We start from the raw sequence: 22,174 nt of genomic DNA, 5'->3' as shown, positions 1-22,174 counted from the left end.
ATTACTATGTGACAATAACAAATATCAATTTTATTGCGAATTTGATACATATTAAGATTAAGGATTGTAGGAAGCTTCGCATGTGCACAAGCCGCCGACAAATAGACATATTGCATCTGGATATGCCACATCTTGCAAAAAAACAGACACTTACCACAAAGGTACTCCACAATCCGGCGGCTCTGGATTATGAAGAAGAAATCCTGTCAACTCAGGCTGTTACTACAGAAATCTGCGTTATAAGACAAAAAAGAGAATGCTTTTTTACCTAAAAGTACCATTCTCTTACTTTTTTTATTACCTTTGCCCCCATTGTAACAAAAAACATTTTTATTAAAGCTATATTCATATTTATGATGAAGAAATCCGTACTCATCGCCGCTTTGGGTCTGATGACTCTGCAAGCAGCCGCGCAAGATGCCCCGAAAGAAGAGGGCTTCGTTTTCACTACTGTGAAAGAGAATCCTATTACCAGTGTCAAAGACCAACATCGTTCCAGCACTTGTTGGAGTTTCTCCAGCCTTGGTTTCCTGGAAGCCGAATTGCTCCGTTTGGGCAAAGGGACGTACGACCTCTCTGAAATGTTTGTCGTTCATCACACTATGGTAGACCGTGCAGTCAACTATGTTCGCTATCACGGAGATGCTTCCTTCTCACCGGGCGGCAGCTTCTACGACATCATGTATTGCATGAAAAATTACGGTCTGGTGCCCCAAACTGCCATGCCGGGCATCATGTATGGCGACTCACTGCCCGTACACAACGAACTGGACGCTGTAGCCGGTGCCTATGTACGTGCCATCGGCAAGGGCAACTTCGGCAAACTGACTCCCGTATGGAAAAACGGCATCAGTGCTATCTACGACACCTATCTGGGCAAATGCCCCGAAACATTCACCTATGAAGGCAAGGAATACACACCGAAGAGCTTTGCCGAATCGCTGGGCATCAATCCGGACGACTATGTATCTCTCACTTCATACACACACCATCCTTTCTACACCCAGTTTGCCATCGAAATTCAGGACAACTGGCGCAACGCACTTTCTTACAACCTGCCCATCGATGAGTTGATGGCTGTAATGGACAATGCCATCAAAACCGGCTACACCTTCGCTTGGGGCAGTGACGTAAGCGAACAAGGTTTCACGCGCGATGGTATCGCCGTTATGCCCGATGCTACCCGCGGCGCCGAACTGACAGGAAGCGACATGGCCCGTTGGACTGGCCTGACAGCTGCCGACAAGCGCAAGGAACTGACAAACAAGCCTCTGCCCGAAATGGAAATCACGCAGGAAATGCGTCAGACAGCTTTCGACAACTGGGAGACAACCGACGATCATGGTATGGTTATCTATGGTATTGCCAAAGACCAGAGCGGCAAGGAATACTTTATGGTGAAAAACTCTTGGGGGCTGAGCGGTAAATACAACGGTATATGGTATGCCTCGAAAGCTTTCGTTGCCTATAAAACCATGAACATCCTGGTTCACAAGGATGCACTGCCTAAAGACATCAAGAAAAAACTCGGATTAAAATAATCTTTAGTTGCTTTTGTTCAGGAAAGAGGGTATATCAAATGGATATATCCTCTTTCTTTTTGCCGCAAATCAGGAAAATATCACGAATAATGTTTTCCACCTATGGATGTATTTTACATGATTTGCCTTGGAACTCTATCATAAAGAAAGTAACAGCCCGCTGCACCCCCCCCCGCAGCCTCCAATCTCCTCCTTTGCGCAAAATGCTTGTATTTGTGCATTTTCTTCCTCGTTTTCTTGCCAATACAAACACTTTCCGTAAATTTGCACACCGATATGTAACAGAAATAAATGCAAGATACCCTCCAGGCGATACCGAGAGTCCGCTTGCCTTTTTCTCTGCATGACATAGGGATTATCCCTGCGAAAAAGACAGATAACAATCCTAATACTAATATAAAAGTAACAACATGAGTTTGAAAATCGTAGTATTGGCAAAACAGGTTCCCGACACACGCAACGTCGGGAAGGATGCCATGAAAGCCGACGGAACCATCAACCGTGCGGCTCTCCCCGCCATCTTCAACCCGGAGGATCTCAATGCACTGGAACAGGCTCTCTGCCTGAAAGAAATGCACCCGGGTTCTACCGTGACCCTTCTGACTATGGGACCGGGACGTGCGGCAGAAATCATTCGTGAAGGACTGTACCGCGGTGCCGACGGCGGCTACTTGCTAACCGACCGCGCCTTTGCCGGCGCCGACACGCTGGCCACCTCGTATGCCCTGGCCACTGCCATCCGCAAGATAGGCGAATACGACCTCATCATCGGAGGACGACAGGCTATCGACGGCGATACAGCACAGGTAGGTCCGCAGGTGGCCGAAAAACTGGGACTGGCTCAGGTGACGTATGCCGAGGAAATCCTGAACGTAGATGAGCAAAACAAAAAGGTAACCATCAAGCGCCACATCGACGGCGGTGTAGAAACCGTAGAAGCTCCCCTGCCCTTAGTTATCACTGTCAACGGAAGCGCAGCCCCTTGCCGCCCCCGCAATGCCAAACTGGTGCAGAAGTACAAACGTGCTTTAGGTGCACAAGAAAAAGCTGCCATTACAAAAGAAGGCGCCGCTCTGCCTTATGCAGAACAGTATGAACAGCGACCCTACCTGAACATCACGGAATGGAGCACTGCCGACGTGAATGCCGACTTGGCACAATGCGGCCTCAGCGGTTCGCCCACCAAGGTGAAAACCATTCAGAACATTTCGTTCCAGGCCAAGGAAAGCAAGACAATGACTGGCAGCGACAATGACGTAGAGAACCTGATTGTCGAACTGTTAGAAAACCATACCATCGGATAATCCAGCTACAGGTTAACAACTACAAGCTATAGGACAGTCTTAACAACTATCACCCGTAGCTCGTAGTCCGTAGCTCTTAACTAAAGAACAATGAACAACGTATTCGTATATCTCGAAATAGAAGGCACTACGGTTGCCGATGTCAGCCTGGAACTGCTGACAAAAGGCCGCAAACTGGCCAACCAACTGGGCTGCCAACTGGAAGCCATCGCCGCAGGCTCGGGCCTGGCAGGCATCGAAAAGCAAGTGATGCCCTACGGCGTGGATAAGTTACATGTGTTCGACGCACCGGGATTGTTCCCTTACACGTCGCTCCCCCACTCGTCTGTCCTCATCAATCTGTTCAAAGAAGAAAAGCCGCAAATCTGCCTGATGGGTGCTACTGTCATCGGCCGCGACCTGGGTCCGCGTGTATCATCAGCACTGACCAGCGGTCTGACTGCCGACTGCACAGCTCTGGAAATCGGCAATCACGAAGACAAGAAAGAAGGCAAAGTATATGAGAACCTGCTCTACCAGATACGTCCCGCTTTCGGCGGCAACATCGTAGCCACCATCGTCAACCCCGAACATCGCCCGCAAATGGCTACTGTCCGCGAAGGAGTGATGAAAAAAGAAATTCTGGACGAGAACTACCAAGGTGAAGTCATTAACCACGACGTAGCCAAGTATGTACCCGATACAGACTATGTAGTAAAGGTCATCGACCGCCACGTGGAGAAAGCCAAACACAACCTGAAAGGAGCTTCTATTGTTGTTGCCGGTGGCTACGGCATGGGATCAAAAGAAGGATTCGACCAGTTGTTTGAACTGGCCAAGGAACTGCACGCTGAGGTAGGTGCCAGCCGTGCCGCCGTAGATGCAGGATTTGCCGACCACGACCGCCAGATTGGCCAGACCGGAGTGACTGTACGCCCCAAACTCTACATTGCGTGTGGCATTAGCGGACAAATTCAGCACATCGCAGGTATGCAGGAAAGCGGCATTATCATCTCTATCAACAGCGACCCGAATGCACCAATCAACACCATTGCCGATTATGTCATCAACGGCACGGTAGAAGAAGTGATTCCGAAGATGATCAAGTATTATAAATCACATAGTAAATAACTCTTTATACTTGAAGCCATGAAACAGATTCTACTTTCTTTGCTTGTGCTTGTTCTCATGACAGGGTCTACCGTACAAGCACAGCAGGACACTGTCTACTTAGATATTAACGCCAATGTAGTAGATGATAAAGCCAGCGCTACAGAATATGCGATAATACACAAAAGAGGTAAAAAGCAGTTTGAAATCTGTTTCTATACACTTGATGGCAAATTGACACGAAGCTGCGAATACAGTCAATTCAAGAGGAAAGCCTCTCAACGCACATTGAATGGCATTACCCGCTACAAATTCCAGCAGAGTGAACAGGACAGCCTGATGGTGCATTACACCCGTAATCGACGCAACGGAGAAGTTATCTTTTATTATCCGAGCGGAACCGTCATGGCCCGAGGACAGTACAAAGATGACATGCTGGACGGACCACTGACACAATATTATGAAAACGGTGCAGTCAAGCGGAAAGAAACCTACAAGAAAGATATATCACAAGGTGGATTCTATCTGTCTACCGACAGTACTTCGCTCGATTTTATTCCGTTCTACCAAAAAGTTGCTTTCAAGGCCGGAGAGGAAGCCCTGATGAAAGTTATCAACCAAAACATCATCCTGACAAACGAGCTGCTGAACAACTTGATGGAAAACGGCAAGGAACAAGTAAGTGCTGACATTTGTCTGCGAATCAACGCGCTCGGCGAAACAAAGAGCCTGACTATACGCCGCACTGATTCCCCCTTGTTCTCCGACGAATGTTTCCGACAGGTACTGACAGCTCTCCAGGGGAAGGTTTTCACTCCCTGTCTGATAGATGGAAGGCCTGTCGAATCGCTCCTTTGCATCAAAAATGTCAAGTGTGTGCTTATTTCAAGATAAACCCTTAAAAAGAAAAATTATGCCAAACTTTTATACAGAACATCCCGAGTTGCGCTATCATCTGAATAATCCGATGATGGAGCGCATCTGCGAACTAAAAGAACGGAACTATAGAGATAAAGACGAGTTCGACTATGCGCCGCAAGATTATGCCGATGCCATAGACTCTTACGACAAAGTACTGGAGATAACCGGCGAAATCACCGGTGAAGTCATTGCCGCCAATGCAGAAGGCGTGGACGAAGAAGGTCCTCACTGCGCCAACGGACGTGTGGAATATGCCAGTGGCACGAAACAGAACCTTGATGCCATGGTAAAGGCCGGACTGAACGGCATGACCATGCCGCGCCGTTTCGGCGGACTGAACTTCCCCATCACGCCCTACACCATGTGCGCCGAAATTGTAGCTGCCGCTGATGCCGGTTTCGGCAACATCTGGTCGCTGCAGGATTGCATTGAAACACTCTACGAATTTGGCAACGAAGACCAGCACAGCCGTTTCATCCCCCGCATCTGTGCCGGAGAAACCATGTCCATGGACCTGACAGAGCCCGATGCCGGTTCTGACCTGCAAAGCGTGATGTTGAAGGCCACTTACGACGAAGCCAACAACTGCTGGCGGCTGAACGGTGTAAAACGCTTCATCACCAACGGCGATGCCGACCTGCACTTGGTACTGGCCCGTTCTGAAGAGGGTACACGTGACGGACGCGGTCTCTCCATGTTCATCTACGACAAGAGAGACGGCGGTGTGAACGTACGCCGCATTGAGAATAAACTGGGTATCCACGGATCGCCCACGTGCGAACTGGTGTATAAAAACGCCCGCGCCGAACTTTGCGGCGACCGCAAGCTGGGCTTGATTAAGTATGTGATGGCCCTGATGAACGGCGCCCGCTTGGGCATTGCTGCCCAATCTGTCGGACTCAGCCAGGCCTCCTACAACGAAGCACTGGCCTATGCCAAAGACCGCAAACAGTTCGGCAAAGCCATCATCGAATTCCCTGCCGTAGCCGACATGCTCAGCACCATCAAAGCTAAGTTGGATGCCGGACGTGCCCTGCTCTATCAGACAGCACGCTACGTAGACATCTACAAAGCTCTGGACGATATTGCCCGCGAACGCAAACTGACTCCCGAAGAACGCCAGGAGCAGAAGAAATACGCCAAACTGGCCGACTCGTTCACGCCGTTGGCTAAGGGCATGAACTCCGAATATGCCAACCAGAACGCCTACGACTGCATCCAGGTGCACGGTGGCAGTGGTTTCATGTTGGAATATGCCTGCCAGCGTATCTACCGTGATGCCCGTATCACCAGCATTTACGAAGGAACAACACAGTTGCAGGTAGTAGCTGCCATCCGCTACGTCACCAACGGTTCGTACCTGTCTACACTGCGCGACTATGAACAAGTGGCCTGCTCGGAAGAGATGAAGCCACTGCTGGAGCGCGTAAAAGTCATGACCGACAGATTCGAGGCGTGCACCAATTTGGTAAAGGAAACCGGCAACCAGGAATTGCACGACCTGATGGCACGCCGCCTCTACGAAATGGCAGCCGTATGTGTCATGTCTCACCTCATCATCCAGGACGCTACCCGTGCACCGGAACTGTTCGTCCAGTCTGCCAAAGTATATGTAAACTATGCCGAAGCAGAGGTAGAGAAGCACAACGCTTTCATCACCAAGTTCAACGCAGACGACTTGGCCGCCTACCGCAAGTAAAATAAGAACAGCGGAAGGGAGCCACGTTGCACCCTAATATTTCGGGCGCAGATTGTACAAGATTTACGGACCAACATGCCGGAAGCCTTGCGCAATTTGCGCCTGAAGTTTTTTTGCCTTCAACCACTGACCATCCCCCTGCATTTCATCTATAGATGAAGCACGCTTCAAAGCCTTTTGCTTCCGGCTTCTAATATACAAGCCGGTTTCTGCTTAAGTATAACGTAGAGTTCCGGCCAGGCACGGCTACAAGGATACCAAAGTGCAAGCGGTACATACAAGCAGGACAGCCGATGATATTTCATTTATTCATAGCGGTTTAACGAACAGAGAAAAGTTTGAAGACTACTGCACAAACACATTGTCTACAAACGGTCGTAGTAGCGTAGTCAATCTGTAAAAATGATACAATAACCTGCAATTCGGGTAGTGCCATCATACCCGCGAAAGGCTATTTTTGCATCGGAAACAATATCTGTAACCCTCAAAACATTCCGAGTATGAAAAAAGTATTATTTGTATCACTGATTTTGTTCATTGTAAATATTCAACAGATTATGGCACAAGAAAAAATCACGCAAACAGCCGGTCGCACGCAACTGGGCGAGTTTGCTCCCGAATTTGCAAAAGTAAATGACGATGTATTGTTTGGAGAAGTATGGAACCGGCCGGGACTCAGCCCGCACGACCGCAGTATGATCACCATTGCCACGCTGGTGGGCAAAGGTATCATTGACTCTTCGCTGACCCACCACCTGCAATTTGCCAAACAAAACGGAGTGACACGAACCGAAATTTCGGAAATACTGACTCACATTGCGTTTTATGCCGGATGGCCCAATGCCTGGGGCGCCTTCCGCCTTGCCAAGGACGTCTGGGCAGATGATTCCACAGCCGACAACGGCAAAGCCGCTTTCCAACGTGAGATGATTTTCCCCATCGGCGAACCCAACACGGCATACGCCAAGTACTTCATCGGAAACAGCTACCTGGCTCCCATCTCCCGCGAACAAGTGGCTTTCAGCAATGTCACCTTCGAACCACGTTGCCGCAATAACTGGCATATCCACCACGCTACCAAGGGAGGTGGTCAGATGCTCGTATGCGTAGCCGGTCGCGGCTGGTATCAGGAAGAAGGGAAACCCGCCGTTCAGATGTTACCGGGCGATGTCATACACATCCCCGCCAACGTAAAGCACTGGCATGGTGCCGCTGCCGACAGTTGGTTTGCCCATCTGGCCTTTGAAATCCCCGGCGAAAATACTTCTAACGAATGGCTGGAAGCTGTGAGTGATGAGGAATACAACAAACTGAAGTAAAGAACCAACTCATGTAGAATATCGGATTCTCTTCATCATTTCTCATAAATCGAGAGGGCATGCAGTCAAAAAAAGCATGCCCTCTTTTTTTTTAACGCGGACTCCTTTTCCTCCCGCAGCATTGAGCAAGGAGTGATGATAAATCCGAACACCCAAGAGCGAGTGGTACGAAGAGTTGCAAAAACAGCCTGCCACACACAAGTCTTTGCAGTCTTTATCTCACTGCTTCTTCCTTAACCCGAATAAATTCTGTACCTTTGCCCGCAAAAATAAGATATAATAAGATTATGGCAGCAAAACCCTGTATTCCGAAAGGAACGCGCGACTTCTCGCCCACAGAGATGGCGAAGCGCAACTACATATTCGACACCATCCGCAGTGTCTATCACCTCTATGGTTTCCAGCAGATTGAGACGCCAGCCATGGAGATGCTTTCTACCCTGATGGGCAAGTATGGCGAGGAGGGCGACAAGCTTCTCTTCAAGATTCAGAACTCCGGCGACTACTTTTCTGGTCTCACCGACGAGGAACTCCTGAGCCGCAACGCAACTCGATTAGCCTGCAAGTTCTGCGAAAAAGGTCTGCGCTACGACCTCACTGTGCCCTTTGCCCGCTACGTGGTGATGCACCGCGACGAGCTGACCTTCCCCTTCAAGCGCTACCAGATACAACCCGTGTGGCGTGCCGACCGTCCGCAGAAGGGCCGTTATCGCGAGTTCTACCAGTGTGATGCCGACGTGGTGGGCAGCGATTCCCTGCTGAATGAAGTCGAACTGATGCAGATTGTCGACACCGTATTTTCCCGTTTCGGCATCCGTGTCTGCATCAAGATAAACAACCGCAAGATACTGACCGGTATGGCCGAAATCATTGGCGAGGCCGACAAGATTGTAGACATCACCGTGGCTATCGACAAACTGGACAAGATAGGTCTGGACAATGTAAACGCCGAACTACGCGACAAAGGCATCTCCGAGGAAGCCATAGCCAAATTGCAACCCATTATTCTGCTGAACGGCACCAACACTGATAAATTGGCCACTCTCCGCCAAGTACTTGCCACGAGCGAGACAGGCCTGAAAGGCGTAGAAGAAACAGCTTTCATCCTCAATACCCTTGAAAGTCTGGGGCTGAAAAACGAAGTGGAGCTTGACCTCACTTTGGCCCGAGGACTGAACTATTACACCGGTGCCATCTTCGAAGTAAAGGCATTGGACGTGCAGATAGGCAGCATCACAGGAGGCGGACGCTATGACAACCTGACAGGCGTGTTCGGTATGCCGGGGCTGAGCGGGGTAGGCATCTCTTTCGGTGCCGACCGTATCTTCGATGTGCTCAACCAACTCGACCTTTACCCCAAGGAAGCGGTGAAGGGCACACAACTGCTTTTCATCAACTTCGGCGAACAAGAAGCAGCCTTCTCCATGCAAGTACTCTCCAAAGTTCGTGCCGCAGGCATCCGCGCCGAGCTTTATCCCGACTGCTGCAAGATGAAGAAACAAATGAGCTACGCCAATGCTAAAAAAGTACCCTATGTGGCCTTGGTGGGCGACAACGAACTGAGCGAAGGCAAGGTGACATTGAAAGACATGAACACCGGCGAACAGCATTTACTTACTCCCGAAGAGGTAATAACGGCTCTTACGCGTTAATTGGTAAAGATTTTCTGAAAAATACTTTTAAAAGGAAACCATTGTGTTTCCTTTTTTGTTATATTTGTAACGCCGATGTAAAGGGAATGTAACCATACACCGCTACATTTGTTCATCAATTTAAAAAGAGGAGGTAGGTATGTTTTCCATTCAGTATAACAATCAGAACTTGCATAACGCCGTCATAGGCATTGTAATGCTGGTGATAGCCATTCTGTTCATTCTCTATATGGGCGATTCCATGGTTGACTCTACGCGTGAATTCCGTAGCAGCTATATCGAACAGTTGCTGAAATGACAATAAATTCACTATCTTTGTCGCCCAATAACAGAAGACAGAAAGATAACTATGCTATTCTATTTCAGTGCAACGGGCAATTCCCAGTGGATAGCTTTGCAATTAGCTTCGTTGACGGGCGATGAAGCGTGTTCCATCACAGACTTTATAAAGAACAAGTCTGTGCCTGCCTTACCGACTGGTACTGCACGGGTGGGCTTTGTATTTCCCATCCACTCTTGGTATGTCCCGGCTCCTGTCTTGCAGTTTCTTTCTCAACTTGCAATTCCTGCTTCTGCCTATCGCTATGCTATCTGCACTTGTGGTGACGATGTGGGCAAAGGTTTATCCCGTCTTTCTCGTCATTTCCCGTTAGACGCAGCCTGGTCGATACAGATGCCCAATACCTATGTACCGATGTTTAAACTCGATCCACCTGCTTTAGCCCAGCAAAAGGTGGAGACTGCCCAACAACAATTACCCCGTATTGCTTCGGCTGTGAAACGCAAAGAACATGTGTGGGAGGTGCATGAAGGAAGCTGGCCGTGGTGCAAAACTTACGTGGTCTATCCTCTTTTTAAGAACTTCTGCATCAGTATCAAAGCCTTCCAAACCGATGATACATGCATTTCCTGCGGACGCTGTGAGCAACATTGTCCTGTTTCTGCCATCCGGCTGGTAAACGGGCATCCCACATGGAACAATGCCTGCATTCATTGCATGGCTTGCCTGCATGGCTGCCCCACTCATGCTATATGCTACGGTAAAGGAACAAAGGGAAAAGGGCAGTATCATCTGGAGGACTATATAAACGATGAAAGATAATGCTCCATGACAAGGGTGCAGACAAGCATACTCAGACGTAAAAATCACACATTATAATATAAAACCAAGAGAAACGTCTGGGATCTTAACTGCACCCTTTATCTATCAACAGCTTGACTGCATGCTCTATCTTCAGCGGATTTCCCGCACTGCCTCAATCAGCTTTTCGAAATCCTGCGGATGAACATCACCGATGTTACCGATACGGAAAGTATCAGCCTGTGAGATTTTACCCGGATAGATGACAAAGCCGCGTTCTTTCAGCTTTCCGTAGAAATCTTTGAAATTGAAGCCTTCTTCCGGATAAAGGAAGGAAGTAATGATAGGCGACTGTACGTCATCTGGCAACAGGGTTTGGAAACCCAGCGAACGCATGCCAGACACCAGCGTATCGTGGTTCTTGCAGTAGCGCGCGTGGCGAGCTTCAACGCCTCCTTCGGCATCCAACTCCTCCAATGCTTGTTTAAAAGCACGTACCACATGTGTGGGCGAAGTAAAACGCCATTTGCCATGTCCCTTTTCCATTGTTTCCCACTGGTCGTAGATATCCAAAGAGAGGGAACGTGCCACACCTTTGCAACGCATCAGTTCGGAACGGCGGGCAATAATAAAGCCGAAACCAGGAACCCCTTGAATACATTTATTAGCACTGCTGATAAGGAAGTCAACGCCCAAGTCGTACACATCCAGCGGAATGCCACCGAAGCTGCTCATGGCATCGACGATGAGACGTTTGCCGTACATCTTTACCAAATGAGCGACATCTTTCAACGGGTTGAGAATGCCGGTTGTAGTTTCGCAATGCACAATGGCCACGTGAGTAATGTCAGCATTATGGGCCAAGTAATCATCTACATAACTCAAAGACACCTGCTCCGTCTCGTCAAAAGACAATATATCGTAGTTGAGGTGGTAGTATTCGGCAATATGCCCCATGCGGTCGCCATATGCGCCGTTGCTCAGTATGAGGAGCTTATCGGTCGGCTTGATGGCACAGCCGATAACCGACTCTACACAATAGGTACCGCTTCCTTGCAGCAGGATAGAGGTATATTCGTCAGGATGCTGCGTAGCCAGTTCTACGAGTTGGCGACGTATTTCCTGCACAATGTGTACGTTATAATCTTCATCCCAAGTGCACCAGTCCATCAGCATGGCTTGTTTTACTGTGTCTGTCGTAGTCAAAGGACCGGGGGTAAGTAACAAATAAGGTCTCATGATGAATTGAATTTATGCGTTAGCTAATTTTTGGTTAATATCTTCAATGACTTCAGGCAACTGCTCGATGCTGTCTACCACATAATGCGCACCAGCCTCCAGCATACGACGACGCACGTCAGCCTTACGTTTCTCCAGTTCCTCGGCAGGCAAAGCTGCAGTTTCTTCTTCCGTCAGCCCCAGTTCATTGCTGCCCAGAATGACACCTACCGTCCAGACTTTGGCATTGACACCTTCCTTTATATCGGCTATCGTATCACCGTACTTCACTACGCAATCCACCGAAGGAATGGCCAATTCTATCATATTCTGATATATCATATAAGGATAAGGACGACCGGCGGGCAAGCAATCTGAGGTCACACAAGCATCAATCTTATAGCCCATACGTTCGGCAGCAGGAATCACGACGTCCATCATCTCGCGGGTATAACCCGTGGTGGAGCCCACCTTGATGCCCTGGGCACGCAACCGGGCAATAACTTCGGGCACACCGGGAATGGGAGCGGCATAGTCTTCCAGCGTAGCAAAGAGTACACGCTGGAATTCGGCATAGCGCGCCTGCACATCAGCATCGTTATAGTCGCGTCCATAACGGGCACGGAATTCTTCTTTGACACGAGGAATCTCAAACAAGGCACGCACCTCCTCAATCTTGGTGAGTCCCATATAAGTGCGCGTCTCGGCCGGCGTAACTTCGACACCGGCTGCCTTAAAGCTCTCTACAAAGGCGGCCACGGGAGCAAAACAGCCATAATCTACCGCGGTGCCCGCCCAATCCATAATGATGCATTCAATCTTTTTCATTGATTCTTCTATTGTATATTGTGTTTCTGATTTCTGGTGGCAAAGATAAGGCCATACCACGACTGGAAAAATGAATTTCCATTATTAATAAGCCTTTTTGGGGATAGACTTTTATAATGTAACATTAATGAAATATTAATGCCATGACGATGCAACAAAAAGGCTGTTTCTTTGGAATTTTAAGAAAAGAAGCAATCGAATAGTATGGAAGATTTACTGGAAATTTACAGACGCATTGAATACTTACGCAACAACGGTGTGAAAATGAAAGAAATGGCCGACTACACCAACATGGCAGCCAGCGTACTTTCATCTTTATATTCCAACGTGTTGCCCAACTACATCAGCAGCCTGAAAAAAGGGAGCAACCGGGAAGAGGCCCTGGATTATGCCCTCGCTCAAGTGAACAACGTATCGAAAAAACGGCTGCTGGGTTCGCTGAGCGAACTGAAAGAAAAATTGTTCGAGCTGGAGCCCGTTCCTGCTGTCGGCCTGAAGGACAATCCCCTCCTGAACATGCTGAACGAAGAGATGCCACGCTCAGCCCAAGAAGCCTATAACTACAATGGCATCTACATCAGTTATAGCCTCTCTTCGTCTTCCAACACCCTGAAAGTAGAACCTTACCTCATCACGGCTTCCGAAAAGAACGATTATGTGAAAGTGATTCACATGAGCGCTTACAACACAACCCATACAGGCATCGCCCTCTTCAACAACCACCAGACGGCCTACCTGATGTTCAACGAACGCGAAATGCCGCAAATGGCCTTGTTTACCATCTACTTGCAACTGCCCATGTATGACTTTCCACATTTGCTGAAAGGGCTATATCTCAGCCTGGATTACAACCGCAATCCCATAGCCCGCCGCATCGTCTTCATCAAGCATTCGGACAGTTGTTCGATGGAAGATTTCCTGGAAATGAAGGGACGGTTGGTGCCTCAAGAAGAACTGACAGAAGAACTGCTGCCCTATTACAACTATACCTGTCAGCCAGAAGACTGCATCAAGACGTGTACTGTGCCTTCGCCTCAACTGAATGAACACGACTTGGAGAAAGAAAAAAGACTGCTGGAAATATAGAAATCATTCCCCCTTTTGCTATCTGCATACAACGGACCGGCTGCTAATATATGAAGAACGAAGTGCGTATATATTAGCAGCCGGCTCGTTGTATATCAGAAGCCGGCTTGTTATATATTAGACGTAACATGCTGAAAACATGCATCATGCAAACAAAGCTGGCTCTTTTTCCAGACATATATACATATACCCGCGCGCTTTGCAACCAGGTTGCAACCGATATGCCGTATCTTTGCCCCAGGAAAAAACAATAAACAATCAAAAGATATGGCACATTGTTGTTGCAATCATGATGAGACCTCCTCGGAATGCCAAGGACACAGCCACGGCGAGGAGGCAGCAAACCGTCGGGCCTATTTCCGCATGGGAGTTTCTGCCTTATTGCTCTTCACAGGCATCGGATTGGGAGGAGCCGACACGACTTTCTTTCAAGACCTGCACATCCGCTTACTATGGTATCTGGCTGCCTACCTGCCCGTGGGGCTGCCGGTAATGAAAGAAGTATGGGAGAATCTGAAGAAAGGAAGTGTATTCAACGAATTTACGCTGATGACACTTGCCACCATCGGCGCATTCTACATCGGGGAATATCCCGAAGGAGTGGCAGTCATGCTGTTCTATTCATTGGGAGAATGGTTCCAGGATAAGGCTGTCCATCAAGCTAAGCACAACATTCGTGCATTGCTGGACGTGCGGCCCGAAACAGCAACTGTCATCCGCAACGGGAAAGAAAGCAAAGTCAATCCGCGAGAAGTACAAACGGGAGAAGTGATTGAAGTAAAAACAGGCGAACGCGTTCCTTTGGACGGTATCCTGCTGAACGAAACGGCTGCTTTCAACACTTCGGCACTGACCGGAGAAAGCTTGCCCCGCAATATCCACCAAGACGGAGAGGTACTGGCTGGCATGATAGCAACCGACCGCGTAGTGAAACTTGTAGTGACCAGGCCTTTCGAGCAAAGCGCCCTATCGCGCATTCTAAAAATGGTGCAGGATGCCAGCGAACGCAAGGCACCTGCCGAACTCTTTATCCGCCGTTTTGCCCGCATCTATACACCGACCGTAACGGGACTGGCTATACTTATTGTATTGTTGCCTTATCTCTGGTCGTTCATACATCCCTCCTTTTCCTATATCTTCAGTGACTGGCTGTACCGAGGACTGGTATTCCTCGTCATCTCCTGCCCCTGTGCGCTGGTGGTCAGCATTCCGTTGGGATACTTCAGCGGCATTGGAGCAGCTTCCAGGTTGGGCATTCTCTTCAAGGGAGGTAATTACCTGGATGCCATTACACACATCAACACCGTAGTATTCGACAAAACCGGTACGCTGACGCGAGGCACCTTCGATGTGCAACGGTGCGAACCAGCCGAAGGCATGGATGAAAAGCAATTGCTGAAACTGGTGGCCAGTATGGAACAAAACAGTACGCACCCCATAGCCAAAGCCGTGACGGCTTACACCGCACAGTGCGGCATTACTCCTTATCCCCTAAGCGAGGTAAAAGAAACCGCCGGCTACGGACTGGAAGCAGACATCAACGGACAACACATACTGGTTGGCAATCAACGGCTGCTGGAAAAATACCACATACCCTGCCCTTCTTCCCTTCAGACGGACATGGGCACACGGGTAGTTTGTGCTGTCAACGGGCAATATGCGGGCACGCTACTATTGGCAGACACACTGAAAGCAGATGCCCCGCAAGCCATTACTGCCTTGAAAGCACTGGACATTCAAAATATTCAGATACTTTCGGGCGACAAACAGGAAATTGTGAGTAACTTTGCTGCCCGATTGGGCATCACGCAAGCCTACGGTGACCTGTTGCCCGATGGCAAAATGCAGCACCTCGAAGAATTGAAAAAAGACCCGTCACGCTGCATTGCCTTTGTAGGCGACGGTATCAACGATGCGCCTTCGCTGGCTCTAAGTCATGTGGGCATAGCCATGGGAGGACTGGGCAGTGACGCTGCCATTGAAACGGCCGACGTAGTCTTACAGACCGACCAGCCATCGAAAATTGCCACTGCCATTCGCGCCGGACGACTGACACGGCGCATCATCTGGCAAAACATCGCAATGGCACTGGGCATCAAACTGGCGGTACTCTTGCTGGGAGCTTGCGGCATGGCTACTTTGTGGGAAGCTGTATTTGCCGACGTAGGAGTGGCTGTACTGGCTATTCTGAACGCCATACGGCTGCAAAGAATCATAAAATAGCGCTTATGAAAGATGAAAAAAAATACTTGGATATGCTGGCCCGACGCGACATACCGCCCACGGCTATCCGTCTGCTGGTGTTGGATGCCATGATGCAGGCCAAGCAGTCTGTGTCATTAGCCGACTTGGACAATATGCTCGACACGGTAGACAAATCGACAATCTACCGTACATTGACTCTTTTTCTGGGACATCATCTAATTCACAGCATTGACGATGGTACCGGCTCATTTAAGTATGCAGTCTGTGGTGATACCTGCTCGTGTGATGTAGCCGACCTGCATACGCATTTTCACTGCGAATGCTGCAACCGCACATTCTGTTTCACCAATCTTCCGGCTCCAATGGTCAAACTGCCAGAGGGATTCACCATCGAAAGCATTAATTACGTATTAAAGGGTATCTGCCCGGAATGTGCGGCCCGAAAGGGTTAAATAGAGAAATCCCCAGGGATGATTACCTACATCCCCAGGGATTTCCCGCTTTATTCATCAAGGGCACTTTACAGTCCCAGAACAGACTTCTCTACCCAGTAAACCAATATACCAGCCACGTAGCCGACGAAAGCAATCCAAGTAATGCGCTTCATGTACCAGCCGAAAGTGATTTTCTCCAGTCCCATGACTACTACGCCAGCTGCCGAACCAATGATGAGCATAGAGCCACCCACACCAGCACAATAAGCCAATAACTGCCAGAAAATGCCGTCTTGTGCCATGTCACCTACCTCGGCCAACGGATACATACCCATACAGCCGGCTACCAGAGGAACATTGTCAATAATACTGGACAATACACCGATAATGCCTGTAATAAGGTAATGATTGCCGTCGAAGATGTCATTCAAGCCTTCGCCCAACGTAGCCAGCACACCTATCTCCTGCAGGCAGGAAACAGCCATCAGAATACCTAAGAAGAAAAGAATGGTACTCATGTCGATGCGTGAGATGATATTGCTGATTCTTTTCTGTGTGCTGCTGCCTTCGGCATGTTCGCCCTGGCTACGGTAAAACAGTTCTGTCACCAGCCACAAGGCTCCCAGTACCAACAAAATGCCTACAAAAGGAGGCACATGCGTGATAGACTTAAAAATAGGCACAAAGATAAGTCCGCCTACACCTACCCAGAATACAATCTTGCGCTGGCTTTCCGTCAGCCCATTGTTAACTATTTCTGTGCTTTCACCGGTATCTGCCGCCAAGTTTCCCTTGAGCGACAAAGACAGGATATAGGCCGGTATGGCAATCGAAACGAGCGAGGGGATGAACAGTTCCTTGATGACTCCTGCTGCCGTAACAAGGCTCTTATTCCAAAGCATGATGGTTGTCACATCGCCAATAGGAGAAAACGCACCACCGGAATTGGCTGCGATGATAACCAGCGAAGCATAAATCAGCCGGTCTTTGTGGTCGGACACCAACTTGCGCAGAATCATGACCATCACAATAGCGGTAGTCATGTTGTCCAGAATGGCCGAAAGGAAGAAAGTCATAATGGTAATACGCCACAAGAGTCCCCGTTTACTTTGGGTCTTCAGCATGTTGCGCACAAAATTGAAGCCGCCGTACTGGTCTACGGTTTCTACAATGGTCATGGCGCCCATCAGGAAAAACAGCGTGGTGGCAGTACTGCCCAAATGCCCTTCAATGACTCCACCTGCCACCGAAGCAATACCGGATGAAGTAATTCCTGCAGGGAAATTGCCAGGGTCGAACATATAAAGTGTCCAGCAGGCAACCAGCATCAGCAAAGCAATGGCAGCTTTGTTGACCTTTGTTAATGTTTCCAAAGCAATACACATGTATCCTATCACGAACACAATAATGATTGCGAGTGTAATTGTTGACATGTAACTTAGTTTTTAAGATTAATAAATTGTGTTTTCTGATTCGCAAAAATAATAATCATTTCCGATATTTAAAGGTTTTCCACCAAGAATTTCCTGTGAAGTTTCATCATTTTCGCGTTTTCCGAGAAGTCTCCACACAAATGAGGCAGGCGGGCAAAAACAAAAAGGGCATGCCAACAAACCACCATGTACGTCGGCATACCCTTACGTTATTGAAAAACAGAGAAAAACAGATTACATACCTTCTTATAAATCTTCCAGCATCCGTTTCAATACGACCGTAGCCGAAATCTCACGGTTAGCTGCTTCGGGAATGACAATAGATTGAGGGCTTTCTATCACATCATCCGTCACAATCATGTTGCGCCGTACCGGCAGACAGTGCATAAAATAGGCATTGTTGGTAACCGCCATCTGACGGTCACTCACTGTCCACGAGCGGTCTTTGCTGAGCACTTGTCCGTAGTTATCGCCCGTATAGGCAGCCCAGCTCTTGGCATAAACAAAGTCAGCCCCTTCAAAAGCTTTCATCTGGTCATATTCCACATGGGCATGTCCCACGAACTGAGGGTCGAGCTCATACCCTTCGGGATGGGTGATGACAAACTCATAATCTGTGGCATTCATCCATTCGGCAAATGAATTGGGCACAGCTTGTGGCAGTGGACGAGGATGCGGCGCCCACGACATGACCACTTTGGGCCGAGGTTTCTTCTTATACTCCTCAATGGTGATAAGGTCGGCAAAGCTTTGCAGCGGATGGCGTGTAGCAGCCTCCATCGAAAAGACCGGACGACCAGAGTACTTGATAAACTGGTTGAGGATGACTTCATTATAGTCATACTCTCGATTTTCGAAACGGGCAAACGAACGTACACCGATAATGTCGCAATAGCATCCCATCACCGGGATGGCCTCCAGCAAATGTTCGGGTTTGTCGCCGTCCATAATAACACCGCGCTCAGTTTCCAATTTCCAAGCTCCCTGATTGATGTCGAGCACGATGACATTCATGCCTAAGTTAATGGCGGCTTTCTGGGTGCTGAGCCGCGTACGCAAGCTGGAATTGAAGAATATCATCAGGAGCGTCTTGTTACGCCCCAGGTCAACGTATTTGAAACGGTCTTTCTTTATTTCAAAAGCTTCGTCCAGTGCAGTCTTCAGGTTGCCAATGTCCTGCACGCAAGTAAAATTCTTCATAATATTACTAATGTATCTTTGTTAATTAAATCATCTGACAAATTCTATCTGCACCGAGCACATATCAAGCACCAAGCATAGAAATCATTCCTCTTTCTCCAACAAGGGAACTGCCTTGAGAGGAAGAAGGAGAACCACTGTCAGTGGCGGTAAGAGCGCGACTTTCTGTCTGTCTCCAGACCAATGCCCTATCCTCCGTCTTTCCCTGTCTGAATCCAGCATGCCCCCTAACGCCGTACATGCGTTCATCTGCTCCAACATGCCAATGCTGGGTCAAAGATACGGTTAATTAATGAAATATGAATCTGTTGCAGACAAGAAAAATATGAGATTGGCATAAAGAAGTGCTTCACCCCCTTCCCCGCAGACATTCTACCGACACAACCCGTCCCATATCTCACTGACAACCACGCGTTTGCCTCTTATACCTTGGAAAGCCGCTCCATATAGCTTAAAAGGCTGCTTCTTATAGCTTGGAGATTTCCCCCTTATAGCTTGGGAGGCAGCAGGGATGCTGATGAAGAATATCTTCCGGTGTACCCAAACGTAACTAATCTTTCGGCAGGCATGTTGCGGGCATTCATGTTTTTTTCTTACTTTTGCGCAGTTTTTATAAACAAGGAGGATAACACATGGCTGTCATAAAGGAAATGACCGAAGGACGGATATTTCCGCAAATATTCTATTTCACGCTGCCCCTGTTGATGGGAAACCTGTTGCAGCAGACCTATTCGCTGGTAGATGCCGCCATTGTCGGCAAGTTTCTGGGCATTAATTCGCTGGCTGCGGTGGGAGCCAGTTCATCGGTAGTATTTCTGATACTGGGGTTCTGCAACGGCTGCTGCGGAGGTTTCGGCATCCCGGTAGCGCAGAAGTTCGGTGCCCGCGACTACAGCACGATGCGCCGCTGCGTGATAGTCAGCCTACAACTGGCGGCAGTCATGTCTGTGGTGCTTGCGCTTATCACAGGAATCTGGTGCGACGACATCCTGCGGCTGATGCGTACGCCCGAAAACATCTTCGACGAAGCATACGCCTACCTGCTTATCACCTTCATCGGCATCCCCTGTACTTTCTTCTACAATCTACTGTCCAGCATCATCCGTGCGCTGGGCGACAGCAAGACGCCTTTTTGGTTTCTCCTGCTGGCAGCCGTACTCAACATCGTGCTCGACCTGTTCTGCATTCTGGTGCTCGGCTGGGGCGTGGCCGGTGCTTCCATTGCAACCGTTTTCTCGCAGGGCGTTTCTGCCTTGTTGTGTTACCTTTATATGATGCGCCGTTTCGACATCCTTCGTACCACACCCGACGAACGGCGCTTCAGCCGTCCCATCGCCCGCACCCTGCTGGGTATAGGCGTCCCGATGGGATTGCAGTTTTCCATCACCGCCATCGGCAGCATCATGTTACAGAGTGCCAACAATGCCCTGGGCACAGCTTGCGTGGCAGCCTTCACCGCCGCCATGCGCATCAAGATGTTCTTCATGTGTCCCTTCGAAAGCCTGGGCATCGCCATGGCCACCTTTGCCGGACAGAACTACGGTGCCGGACGTCCCGAACGCATCATGCAGGGCGTCAAGGCAGCTGCGGCAATGGCTCTGGTCTACTGGGTTTTCACCTTCTGCGTGCTGATGTTCGGCTCCCGCGAACTGGCTCTGCTCTTTGTCGATGCTTCAGAGACGGAGATATTGAAAGATACAGCCTTATTCCTGCATATTTCGGTTTCCTTCTTTCCGGTATTGGGCTTGCTCTGCATCCTGCGTTATACCATCCAGGGAGCCGGATTCACCAACTTGGCCATGCTTTCCGGTGTATCCGAGATGATAGCCCGTGTGCTGGTCAGCGTATGGGCAGTTCCGGCTTTCGGCTACGTGGCTGTGTGTTGCGGTGACTCTACGGCATGGATTTTTGCTGATGCTTTCCTCATCCCTGCCTTCTTGTATGTTTACAAGAAAATCAAATTAGTGAGACGCTGATGGAAGACCGGCTGCTGACAGAACGGAAAATCATCCACATCGACATGGACGCCTTCTATGCCTCGGTAGAACAACGCGACCATCCCGAACTGAGAGGAAAGCCCATCGCTGTGGGACATGCCGAAGAGCGGGGGGTGGTAGCAGCTGCCAGCTACGAAGCCCGACGCTATGGCGTGCGCTCCGCCATGTCGTCGCAGAAAGCCAAGCGTCTTTGTCCTTCACTTATTTTCGTGCATGGACGGATGGAAGTTTACAAGGAGGTATCGCGCCAGATACACGACATCTTCCATGAATATACCGACCTCATCGAACCTATTTCGCTGGATGAGGCCTTTCTCGATGTCACCGAAAACAAGCCGGGTATCGCTCTTGCCGTGGACATCGCAAAGGAAATCAAACAGAAAATCCGCGAACGTCTCCACTTGGTTGCCTCCGCCGGTGTGTCCTACAACAAGTTTCTGGCCAAAATCGCTTCAGACTACCGGAAACCCGACGGGCTATGCACCATCCATCCCGACCAGGCTCTGGAGTTTATCGCCCGTCTGCCTATTGAAAGTTTCTGGGGCGTAGGCCCTGTGACAGCCAAACGTATGCATGCTCTCGGCATACACAACGGCCAACAACTCCGTGCCTGCTCCCAAGAGTACCTCACCCGCGAGTTCGGCAAGGCAGGTATTCTTTACTACCAGTTTGCCCGCGGCATAGACAACCGTCTCGTCGAGGCAGTGCGTATCCGTAAATCCATCGGTTGTGAACGCACACTGGAAAAAGACATCTCCAACCGCGCTTCGGTCATCATTGAGCTTTATCATGTAGCTGTCGAACTGGTACACCGTCTGGAAAACAAAGACTTCCGCGGCAACACGCTGACTCTTAAAATCAAATTCCATGACTTCCGACAAATTACCCGCAGCCTGACGCAAAATCGTGAGCTGACTACCCTCGATACCATCCTCCCCCTCGCCAAACAACTTTTGAAAGAAGTGGATTATGCAGAACATCCCATCCGCCTCATCGGACTCTCCGTATCCAATCCGCACGAAGAAGAAGACCGCCGGGGGGTGTGGGAACAATTATGGTTGGAATTTAAAGATTAGGGAACGGTAAGAACATCAGACTGAGAGGGACATAAAAAAGTGGAAGTCTCCCGACTTCCACAATTTTTCTAACCTTAAATCTAAATCTCTA

Annotated in this window: 18 protein-coding genes; 14 read left to right on the top strand and 4 right to left on the bottom strand. The window is 49.2% G+C overall.

Annotation, left to right across the window (positions count from 1 at the left end; genetic code table 11):
- The first annotated feature begins 356 nt into the window (after positions 1 to 356).
- The 9 genes from B5F34_RS05435 to B5F34_RS05395 all read left to right on the top strand — a co-directional run bounded on the left by B5F34_RS05435 (position 357) and on the right by B5F34_RS05395 (position 10,627).
- A complete protein-coding gene (locus B5F34_RS05435; protein WP_087335912.1) occupies positions 357 to 1,541 on the top strand; it encodes a C1 family peptidase in 1,185 nt (394 codons plus the stop codon).
- 410 nt (positions 1,542 to 1,951) lie between these two features.
- Positions 1,952 to 2,845 carry an electron transfer flavoprotein subunit beta/FixA family protein gene (locus B5F34_RS05425; RefSeq protein WP_087335875.1) on the top strand — a complete coding sequence of 298 codons (894 nt, stop codon included), beginning with the start codon at positions 1,952 to 1,954 and terminating at the stop codon, positions 2,843 to 2,845.
- 90 nt (positions 2,846 to 2,935) lie between these two features.
- Positions 2,936 to 3,955 (top strand): electron transfer flavoprotein subunit alpha/FixB family protein, encoded by a 1,020-nt coding sequence (locus B5F34_RS05420; protein ID WP_087335873.1) that lies wholly within the window; start codon positions 2,936 to 2,938, stop codon positions 3,953 to 3,955.
- 18 nt (positions 3,956 to 3,973) lie between these two features.
- On the top strand, positions 3,974 to 4,828 hold the full coding sequence (locus tag B5F34_RS05415) for a hypothetical protein (RefSeq protein WP_087335872.1): 855 nt from the start codon (positions 3,974 to 3,976) through the stop codon (positions 4,826 to 4,828).
- A gap of 19 nt (positions 4,829 to 4,847) precedes the next feature.
- Positions 4,848 to 6,554, top strand: a complete 1,707-nt coding sequence (locus tag B5F34_RS05410) for an acyl-CoA dehydrogenase family protein (protein ID WP_087335871.1) — start codon at positions 4,848 to 4,850, stop codon at positions 6,552 to 6,554.
- Positions 6,555 to 7,054: 500 nt separating this feature from the next.
- Entirely contained in the window at positions 7,055 to 7,873 is an 819-nt protein-coding gene (locus tag B5F34_RS05405; protein ID WP_087335869.1) for a carboxymuconolactone decarboxylase family protein, read from the top strand.
- 287 nt (positions 7,874 to 8,160) lie between these two features.
- The gene (gene hisS, locus B5F34_RS05400) at positions 8,161 to 9,525 is read left to right on the top strand and encodes a histidine--tRNA ligase (protein ID WP_087335867.1); all 1,365 of its coding nucleotides are present in this window, start codon (positions 8,161 to 8,163) and stop codon (positions 9,523 to 9,525) included.
- 139 nt (positions 9,526 to 9,664) lie between these two features.
- Positions 9,665 to 9,823, top strand: coding sequence for a hypothetical protein (locus B5F34_RS17715; protein WP_204245586.1), 159 nt, complete (start codon positions 9,665 to 9,667; stop codon positions 9,821 to 9,823).
- A 51-nt stretch (positions 9,824 to 9,874) separates the two neighbouring features.
- Positions 9,875 to 10,627, top strand: a complete 753-nt coding sequence (locus B5F34_RS05395) for an EFR1 family ferrodoxin (protein ID WP_087335865.1) — start codon at positions 9,875 to 9,877, stop codon at positions 10,625 to 10,627.
- 132 nt (positions 10,628 to 10,759) lie between these two features.
- On the opposite strand, the gene phnW is transcribed toward B5F34_RS05395, so the two are convergent.
- Together phnW and phnX are read right to left on the bottom strand one after the other, a co-directional pair.
- Positions 10,760 to 11,845 carry a 2-aminoethylphosphonate--pyruvate transaminase gene (phnW, locus tag B5F34_RS05390; RefSeq protein WP_087335863.1) on the bottom strand — a complete coding sequence of 362 codons (1,086 nt, stop codon included), beginning with the start codon at positions 11,843 to 11,845 and terminating at the stop codon, positions 10,760 to 10,762.
- Between the two features lie 12 nt (positions 11,846 to 11,857).
- The gene (gene phnX, locus B5F34_RS05385) at positions 11,858 to 12,652 is read right to left on the bottom strand and encodes a phosphonoacetaldehyde hydrolase (protein ID WP_087335860.1); all 795 of its coding nucleotides are present in this window, start codon (positions 12,650 to 12,652) and stop codon (positions 11,858 to 11,860) included.
- A gap of 204 nt (positions 12,653 to 12,856) precedes the next feature.
- On the opposite strand from phnX, the gene B5F34_RS05380 reads away from it, so the two are divergent.
- From B5F34_RS05380 to B5F34_RS05370, 3 genes are all read left to right on the top strand, one after another.
- A complete protein-coding gene (locus B5F34_RS05380; protein ID WP_087335858.1) occupies positions 12,857 to 13,738 on the top strand; it encodes a hypothetical protein in 882 nt (293 codons plus the stop codon).
- A 363-nt stretch (positions 13,739 to 14,101) separates the two neighbouring features.
- Positions 14,102 to 15,961, top strand: a complete 1,860-nt coding sequence (locus B5F34_RS05375) for a heavy metal translocating P-type ATPase (RefSeq protein ID WP_239448820.1) — start codon at positions 14,102 to 14,104, stop codon at positions 15,959 to 15,961.
- A gap of 5 nt (positions 15,962 to 15,966) precedes the next feature.
- Positions 15,967 to 16,395, top strand: coding sequence for a transcriptional repressor (locus B5F34_RS05370; protein ID WP_087335855.1), 429 nt, complete (start codon positions 15,967 to 15,969; stop codon positions 16,393 to 16,395).
- Between the two features lie 68 nt (positions 16,396 to 16,463).
- Here the strand turns inward: B5F34_RS05370 and nhaD are convergent, their stop codons facing one another.
- On the bottom strand, positions 16,464 to 17,810 hold the full coding sequence (gene nhaD, locus B5F34_RS05365; protein WP_087335853.1) for a sodium:proton antiporter NhaD: 1,347 nt from the start codon (positions 17,808 to 17,810) through the stop codon (positions 16,464 to 16,466).
- A 246-nt stretch (positions 17,811 to 18,056) separates the two neighbouring features.
- Positions 18,057 to 19,010 carry an acetylornithine carbamoyltransferase gene (locus B5F34_RS05360; RefSeq protein WP_087335850.1) on the bottom strand — a complete coding sequence of 318 codons (954 nt, stop codon included), beginning with the start codon at positions 19,008 to 19,010 and terminating at the stop codon, positions 18,057 to 18,059.
- Between the two features lie 632 nt (positions 19,011 to 19,642).
- Between B5F34_RS05360 and B5F34_RS05355 the strand changes: the two genes are divergently transcribed.
- Positions 19,643 to 20,986 (top strand): MATE family efflux transporter, encoded by a 1,344-nt coding sequence (locus B5F34_RS05355; protein WP_087335848.1) that lies wholly within the window; start codon positions 19,643 to 19,645, stop codon positions 20,984 to 20,986.
- Between the two features lie 14 nt (positions 20,987 to 21,000).
- Positions 21,001 to 22,083 (top strand): DNA polymerase IV, encoded by a 1,083-nt coding sequence (gene dinB, locus B5F34_RS05350; RefSeq protein ID WP_087335910.1) that lies wholly within the window; start codon positions 21,001 to 21,003, stop codon positions 22,081 to 22,083.
- Positions 22,084 to 22,174 lie beyond the last annotated feature (91 nt).

Source organism: Mediterranea sp. An20, assembly GCF_002160055.1.
GTDB lineage: Bacteria > Bacteroidota > Bacteroidia > Bacteroidales > Bacteroidaceae > Bacteroides > Bacteroides avicola.
The sequence above is the reverse complement of the archived record's forward strand: the minus strand, read 5'-3'. Positions and strand labels throughout refer to the sequence as shown.

Coding starts and splice junctions, on each gene's coding strand:
- B5F34_RS05435 (WP_087335912.1), top strand. CDS start 357: ATGAAGAAATCCGTACTCATCGCCGCTTTGGGTCTGATGACTCTGCAA.
- B5F34_RS05425 (WP_087335875.1), top strand. CDS start 1,952: ATGAGTTTGAAAATCGTAGTATTGGCAAAACAGGTTCCCGACACACGC.
- B5F34_RS05420 (WP_087335873.1), top strand. CDS start 2,936: ATGAACAACGTATTCGTATATCTCGAAATAGAAGGCACTACGGTTGCC.
- B5F34_RS05415 (WP_087335872.1), top strand. CDS start 3,974: ATGAAACAGATTCTACTTTCTTTGCTTGTGCTTGTTCTCATGACAGGG.
- B5F34_RS05410 (WP_087335871.1), top strand. CDS start 4,848: ATGCCAAACTTTTATACAGAACATCCCGAGTTGCGCTATCATCTGAAT.
- B5F34_RS05405 (WP_087335869.1), top strand. CDS start 7,055: ATGAAAAAAGTATTATTTGTATCACTGATTTTGTTCATTGTAAATATT.
- hisS (WP_087335867.1), top strand. CDS start 8,161: ATGGCAGCAAAACCCTGTATTCCGAAAGGAACGCGCGACTTCTCGCCC.
- B5F34_RS17715 (WP_204245586.1), top strand. CDS start 9,665: ATGTTTTCCATTCAGTATAACAATCAGAACTTGCATAACGCCGTCATA.
- B5F34_RS05395 (WP_087335865.1), top strand. CDS start 9,875: ATGCTATTCTATTTCAGTGCAACGGGCAATTCCCAGTGGATAGCTTTG.
- phnW (WP_087335863.1), bottom strand. CDS start 11,845: ATGAGACCTTATTTGTTACTTACCCCCGGTCCTTTGACTACGACAGAC.
- phnX (WP_087335860.1), bottom strand. CDS start 12,652: ATGAAAAAGATTGAATGCATCATTATGGATTGGGCGGGCACCGCGGTA.
- B5F34_RS05380 (WP_087335858.1), top strand. CDS start 12,857: ATGGAAGATTTACTGGAAATTTACAGACGCATTGAATACTTACGCAAC.
- B5F34_RS05375 (WP_239448820.1), top strand. CDS start 14,102: ATGGGAGTTTCTGCCTTATTGCTCTTCACAGGCATCGGATTGGGAGGA.
- B5F34_RS05370 (WP_087335855.1), top strand. CDS start 15,967: ATGAAAGATGAAAAAAAATACTTGGATATGCTGGCCCGACGCGACATA.
- nhaD (WP_087335853.1), bottom strand. CDS start 17,810: ATGTCAACAATTACACTCGCAATCATTATTGTGTTCGTGATAGGATAC.
- B5F34_RS05360 (WP_087335850.1), bottom strand. CDS start 19,010: ATGAAGAATTTTACTTGCGTGCAGGACATTGGCAACCTGAAGACTGCA.
- B5F34_RS05355 (WP_087335848.1), top strand. CDS start 19,643: ATGGCTGTCATAAAGGAAATGACCGAAGGACGGATATTTCCGCAAATA.